The sequence below is a fragment of the Streptomyces sp. NPDC104096 genome (genome assembly GCF_055584385.1).
The window spans coordinates 1-5,082 of sequence record NZ_JBVJMD010000131.1 but is presented as its reverse complement, the minus strand read 5'-3'; the positions used below and the strand labels follow the sequence as shown (position 1 = coordinate 5,082).

The window sequence follows — 5,082 nt, the reverse complement described above, 5'->3', positions numbered from 1 at the left end:
CGGTCCGTCCAGGCCCTGGAGAAGGACATCCGCAACTGGATCGCCGCCTGGAACACCGACCCCAAGCCCTACGTCTGGACGAAGACCGCGGACGAAATCCTCGAACGCCTCGCCAGCTATCTGAACAGAATTCCCGACTCGGAAGACTAGCTGACGTCGTCCGGGGCCGTCCGGCATACGCACACCCTGACGGGGACTGCTGCGACCGCGCAACAGACGGCGGATCACGGGCGTTTCAGCGGCCGAGCTGGGCCCGGAGGAGGGCGGGCGCGTCGTCGGCCAGGTGCATGCGCCCGCTGTCCAGTTCGACGACGTCGAGTCCCTCGTCGATGGCGTCGGTCCGTCCGGCGAGCGCGGCACGGCTCATCCACTCGTCCTGGCTGTCGCGCAGAGCCGTGACGGGCGCCCGCAGCGGATCGTCCGTCGAGGGCCGGTAATCCTTGTGCATCGCGACGTCCGCGCGCAGTGCGGGCAGAAGCAACTCCTGCATGTCGGGGTTCTCCAGGGCCGGGTGCGCGTACCCCGCGAAGGCGCACCTGAGCCAGGAACGTCCCGTTGTCCAGGTCGTTGGCCCGGCTCTTGCGGCCGTCCTGAGGCCCCGGCGAGCCGCTGACGAACAGCCGCCCGGCGCTGAACTCGCGCGACTCGTCAAGCCTTCTGCGCCAGTTCATCTGGTCCTTCGTCACCGTTTCGTGGATTTACCGGAGCTTCGTCGATTCATGGCGGGTTCGTGATCACCAGGGGACGACGCCGTCGTCCTCGAAGAACGAACCGGTCGGGCCGCCGTCGGGCAGGGTGGCGAGCCGGATCGCTGTGGCCGCGCCCTGTTCAGGAGTGCGGGGCCCTTGGAAGCCTGTGAAGTCGGTCGCGACCAAGCCCGGGCAGGCGGCGTTGACCAGGATGTTCGTACCGGCGAACCGCCGGGCGTACTGCACGGTGAGGGCGTTGAGGAACGACTTCGACGGCGCGTAGGCAGCCATGATCGGGCCGATCTCGATGTCCGGGTCCGCCTGCCGGGTCAGGGAGCCGACGCTGCTGGAGACGTTGACGATGCGTGGCGAGGCCGAGCCCCGCAGCAGGGGCAGCATCGCGTTGGTCACCCGGACGACACCCATGACGTTGGTGTCCACGACCGTGCGGAGCACCTCCAGGTCGAGCGCGGTCGGGTCCTGCACCCACCCCGGGTCCATCTCGCCCGAGATGCCTGCATTGTTGACCAGGGCGTCCAGGCGCCCGGCCAGCCGTTCGATCAGTTCCGCGGCATCAGTGACGCTCCGGTCGTCGGTCACGTCCAGCGGTACCCCGAACGCGTCCACGCCGACGGCGCGCAGCTTCCCGACGGCGGTCTCGCGTCGGGCAACGTCGCGGGCTCCCACGCCCACGCGGTACCCCAGGCCGCCCAGCCCGGCCGCGATCTCGTACCCGATGCCCTTGTTCGCGCCGGTCACCAGCGCGATCATCGTTTCGCTCATGCTGATGATGCTGGCTCGCGGACGAGGGGCGCGGCCAACACCGATACGGTGTCCTGTCATACCTGCCGGGTATCACCGCCGTATGCTGCGGCCGTGGACACCCTGGAAACCCGCGAGCTGAGGTACTTCGTGGCCGTCGCCGAGGAACTGCACTTCGGGCGCGCCGCCGAGCGCCTCGGCATGGCCCAGCCGCCGCTGTCGCGGGCGATCCAGCAGCTCGAACGGCGCCTGGGGGTCTGCCTGCTGCAGCGCAACCGCCGTGGTGTCCGCCTGACCGGTGCGGGAGAGGTGCTGCTGCACGAGGGCCGGGCGGCCCTCGACGCGACCGCTGCCGCCGCTCGCCGCACCCGGCGTGCCGGCGGTGCCGACAGCCCTGGCGGCCCGCGCGGTCGGCTGGTCCTCGCGGTGAAGGCTGCCGCCTCCCACGAACTGCTGCGGAAGCTTCTCGACGCCTACGCGGCCGAGCCCGACAGTGCCGAGATCGAGGTGCTGCCGTGCGGCATCTGCGAGCAGGAAGAGCTGCTGCGCGACGGACGCGCCGATGTCGCGCTCATGCACACGCCGTGGAACTCCCTCGCCGGGTTCGACAGCGAGGCACTGACGACCGAGGGGCAGGTCGCCGTCCTGCCCGCCGGGCACCCCCTCGCCGCCCGCGAGACCTTGTCCCTGGCCGATGTCAGGGACGTCCCCGATCTGCCGCTCGCCCGCTGGCCCACCCACGGCACCTACGCACCCGGCCCGGGCCCCGAGATCCACAACCAGACGCAACTGGCCCAGTTGATCGCCCTCGGACGCACCGTGGCGGTCGTCCCCGACTCCACCCGCTCCTGGCTGTGGGCCGAACACACGGCCGTCCCCCTGACCGACGCACCTACCGTCGTGACCCACATCGCCTGGCCCGCCCACAGCCGCTCCCTCGCCCTGGCCGGCCTGGTCCGCACGGCCGCACGGCTCTGACCAGCTCCTGCCCCCACCGATCAGCACCCGGGACAGCGCGGAGTTGCAGGTCGTGGAGCTCTCGTGGGGGAAAGCCCACGGTCCGGGAGCTGTCGGCGGTGGTGGTGCACCGGGTGCGGACCGGGCAGGGACGGCATCGGCTCTTGGCGAACCGGGCCACGATCAGCGGGCCGGCGGTAGGTGAGGACGTCGGGTAGGGGCCGTGCCAGCCGGCGCTGACCTGGCCCTGGGGGCAGGTCACCTGTCGGCGGTCGAAGTCGATGTGGAAGTCGTCCCGGCCGAAGCCCTCGTTCTTGCGGTGCCGGCGGGTGGGGTTGCCCGGCAGTGGCCCGCTGACGGTGACATGGTGTTCGTGCTGGGCTCGTTCCAGGTGGACGAGGGCTTCTTCGAGCTGGCGGTCGACGCGGAGCCGTTCCAGTGCGGCGGCCTGACCGCGAAGCGGTGCGGTGAGGGAGACCTGGCTGACCGGGGCGGTGAACTTGTTGATCAGTAGGTGAAGATCGGTGGTGTCGGGCCAACGGCAGCGCCGAAAGTCCAACCACTCGCGGGCGACGTGCAGGGCGAGGTCATCCAAGGGCCGGACACGACGGGCGCGGTCCGTCCGGATCCCAGGCGGCAGGCGCGGCGGGGACCGAAGGGCCGCAAGGGGTGACGCGGTGATCGTTTGACGCACGGCGGCCCCGACGGATCCGCCACCGTCGGCGGTCGCCTCGTCCCCGGCGCCCGCGAGCAGTTCTCCACCGCCATCCTCGCCCGGCTCAGCACCGGCATGTGGCAGCGGCTCGCCCCGGTAGACGAACCCGCCCCCAAATGCAGCCCGCTCCCAGGCCGTCTCCACGTCGTTCAGGACAGCGACGCCCAGCCGGCCCAGGCACTGCTTCGCCAACGGGCCGGGCTACGACATCCAGGGCGACGGCCGCAAGATCGACGTCAAGCGAGCCAGCGGCTCTGGCCCCGATGTCCTCGGCTTCGGCAGTCCGAAGAAGAGTTCACGTCGGCGCGCGCCGAGCGCGTCTTCGCCGACGGCCGACTGAGGCGGATCAGCACGGGAAGGGATCTCAGCATGTGCGTCCCCGCCGCCCAGCACCGCGCGTACGGTGGCGATACGACCCGCCAGGAGGACCCGATGAGCGCGCAGCCCGAGGAAGCCCCAGCCCCGCCGGCCCCCGCGGCCGCCGTCCAGTTGCTCCAGGATCTGCGCGCCGACCGCCGCGCCGACACCTGGGTGCCCGCGTTCGAGCAGGACTGGGCACGCGCGTTGGACGACGCCCGGCACTCCTTCAGCCTCGCCCCCGTCCACACGGTCGTCCGCACCTGGAGGGCCCGCCTCGCCGCGGCTCCGGCCGTCGACGCCTTCCTTGCCGGAGGCTGCGACGACTCCGACGGCATTGGCCTGGACCAGGTCCTTGGAGCCCGTCCGTGAGCGAGCTGCCGCCCTGGCCCGCCCGCCTGTCTCCTCAAGCTGCAGGAACGGTGAAGGAGTTGCCCGACCACGCGCGCGAGATGCTGCGGGACGTCCTGGACATCGCCGGCCGCGACCCGTGGTCGTTCCCGCCCTTCAACGCCCGCGACCCCGAGGGCGAGGACGTCCGCTCCGCCTCGGTCGGAGCCCTCGCCGCCGTCTACTGGATCAACCGTACAGCCGGACGCCTGTACGTCGTCGACATCGTTTATCTCGGATAGCCGTCTGCGACATCGCGGGATGTCCAGGACATGCAGATTAAGAGGTTGTCTCGCGTGGGCAGGTTCCTGAGCCCCTTGCAGCAGGTCGGGGCGGTGACCATAGTTGACCACGGCTCCGCCAGTCGTTGCGGACCGCGTACGGGATCTTGAGACCATGAGCAGCCCATGGCAGGCTCGTGCCGCATGATCGATGAGTTCGCGAAAGACAACCTGCACCAGAGACTGCGGCGGGACCGTGAGGCGCTGCTCTGGAAGCTCGATGGCTTGTCCGAATACGACGCGCGTCGGCCTCTGACAGCGACCGGGACCAACCTCCTCGGCCTGGTCAAACACGTGGCCACGGTCGAGGCCAGGTACTTCGGTGAGGTCTTCGACCGCCCTTCCCCGGAACCGCTGTGCCGGTGGCAGGACTCCGACGGCAGCGATCAATGGGCGGCCGAGAGCGAGACGCGCGATCAGATCATCGGGTTCTACCGGCGCACGTGGGAACACTCGGACGCGACGATCAACGAGCTCGCCCTCAATGCCCCCGGCCACGTGCCCTGGTGGTCGGAGCCTCATCCGAACACGAACCTGTTGGCCATCATGGTCCATGTCCTCGGCGAGACCATCCGGCATGCCGGGCACGCCGACATCCTGCGCGAGGGCGTCGACGGCCGGACCGGGGTGCGCGCCGAGAACGAGCTGCCGATCGACGAGGAAGCCCGTGCGGCCTACTTCGCGAAGATCGAGCAGGCCGCCCGGACGGCCGCACCAACCAAGGCTTAGAGGGCGTTCATCGAAGCGAGCGCGGACTGGCTCACCGTCTTCCAGCTGCCCACCCACGCGCCCGACCTGAACCTGCAAGAAGGCATCTGGTCGCTGGTCAAGCGTGGCATCGGCAGCCTCGCCGCAGCCGACCTCAGCCAGATCACCCGTGCCGTGAAGCGCAAGCTCAAGATGCTGCGGTACCGACCGGAGGTCATCAATG

7 protein-coding genes and 2 pseudogenes are annotated in these 5,082 nt (G+C 70.1%); 7 read left to right on the top strand and 2 right to left on the bottom strand.

What is annotated here, in order from left to right; translation table 11 throughout:
* Window positions 1-150, top strand: a pseudogene (locus tag ACZ60B_RS42500) (IS630 family transposase); the annotation flags it as partial.
* An 85-nt stretch (window positions 151-235) separates the two neighbouring features.
* On the opposite strand, the gene ACZ60B_RS42495 reads toward ACZ60B_RS42500, so the two are convergent.
* Window positions 236-490 (bottom strand): hypothetical protein, encoded by a 255-nt coding sequence (locus ACZ60B_RS42495; protein ID WP_469397336.1) that lies wholly within the window; start codon window positions 488-490, stop codon window positions 236-238.
* A 244-nt stretch (window positions 491-734) separates the two neighbouring features.
* On the bottom strand, window positions 735-1,472 hold the full coding sequence (locus tag ACZ60B_RS42490; protein ID WP_469397334.1) for an SDR family oxidoreductase: 738 nt from the start codon (window positions 1,470-1,472) through the stop codon (window positions 735-737).
* Between the two features lie 93 nt (window positions 1,473-1,565).
* Here ACZ60B_RS42490 and ACZ60B_RS42485 point away from each other — a divergent pair, with 93 nt between their 5' ends.
* The 6 genes and pseudogenes from ACZ60B_RS42485 to ACZ60B_RS42460 form a co-directional block, all read left to right on the top strand.
* The gene (locus tag ACZ60B_RS42485; protein ID WP_469397332.1) at window positions 1,566-2,429 is read left to right on the top strand and encodes a LysR family transcriptional regulator; all 864 of its coding nucleotides are present in this window, start codon (window positions 1,566-1,568) and stop codon (window positions 2,427-2,429) included.
* 202 nt (window positions 2,430-2,631) lie between these two features.
* Window positions 2,632-2,922 (top strand): hypothetical protein, encoded by a 291-nt coding sequence (locus tag ACZ60B_RS42480; RefSeq protein WP_469397330.1) that lies wholly within the window; start codon window positions 2,632-2,634, stop codon window positions 2,920-2,922.
* Window positions 2,923-3,555: 633 nt separating this feature from the next.
* Complete coding sequence (locus ACZ60B_RS42475; RefSeq protein ID WP_469397327.1) at window positions 3,556-3,852, top strand: DUF6247 family protein; 297 nt, start codon at window positions 3,556-3,558, stop codon at window positions 3,850-3,852.
* Window positions 3,849-4,112 carry a hypothetical protein gene (locus tag ACZ60B_RS42470; RefSeq protein WP_469397323.1) on the top strand — a complete coding sequence of 88 codons (264 nt, stop codon included), beginning with the start codon at window positions 3,849-3,851 and terminating at the stop codon, window positions 4,110-4,112. The genes ACZ60B_RS42475 and ACZ60B_RS42470 overlap by 4 nt, the downstream gene beginning before the upstream one ends.
* A 183-nt stretch (window positions 4,113-4,295) precedes the next feature.
* Window positions 4,296-4,880, top strand: a complete 585-nt coding sequence (locus tag ACZ60B_RS42465) for a DinB family protein (RefSeq protein ID WP_469397320.1) — start codon at window positions 4,296-4,298, stop codon at window positions 4,878-4,880.
* Window positions 4,881-5,082: pseudogene (locus ACZ60B_RS42460) on the top strand (transposase); the annotation flags it as partial.

Bases quoted from the DNA above. Each gene is read 5' to 3' on its own strand.
- ACZ60B_RS42465 (WP_469397320.1), top strand. From the start codon at position 4,296: ATGATCGATGAGTTCGCGAAAGACAACCTGCACCAGAGACTGCGGCGG.
- ACZ60B_RS42495 (WP_469397336.1), bottom strand. From the start codon at position 490: ATGCAGGAGTTGCTTCTGCCCGCACTGCGCGCGGACGTCGCGATGCAC.
- ACZ60B_RS42490 (WP_469397334.1), bottom strand. From the start codon at position 1,472: ATGAGCGAAACGATGATCGCGCTGGTGACCGGCGCGAACAAGGGCATC.
- ACZ60B_RS42475 (WP_469397327.1), top strand. From the start codon at position 3,556: ATGAGCGCGCAGCCCGAGGAAGCCCCAGCCCCGCCGGCCCCCGCGGCC.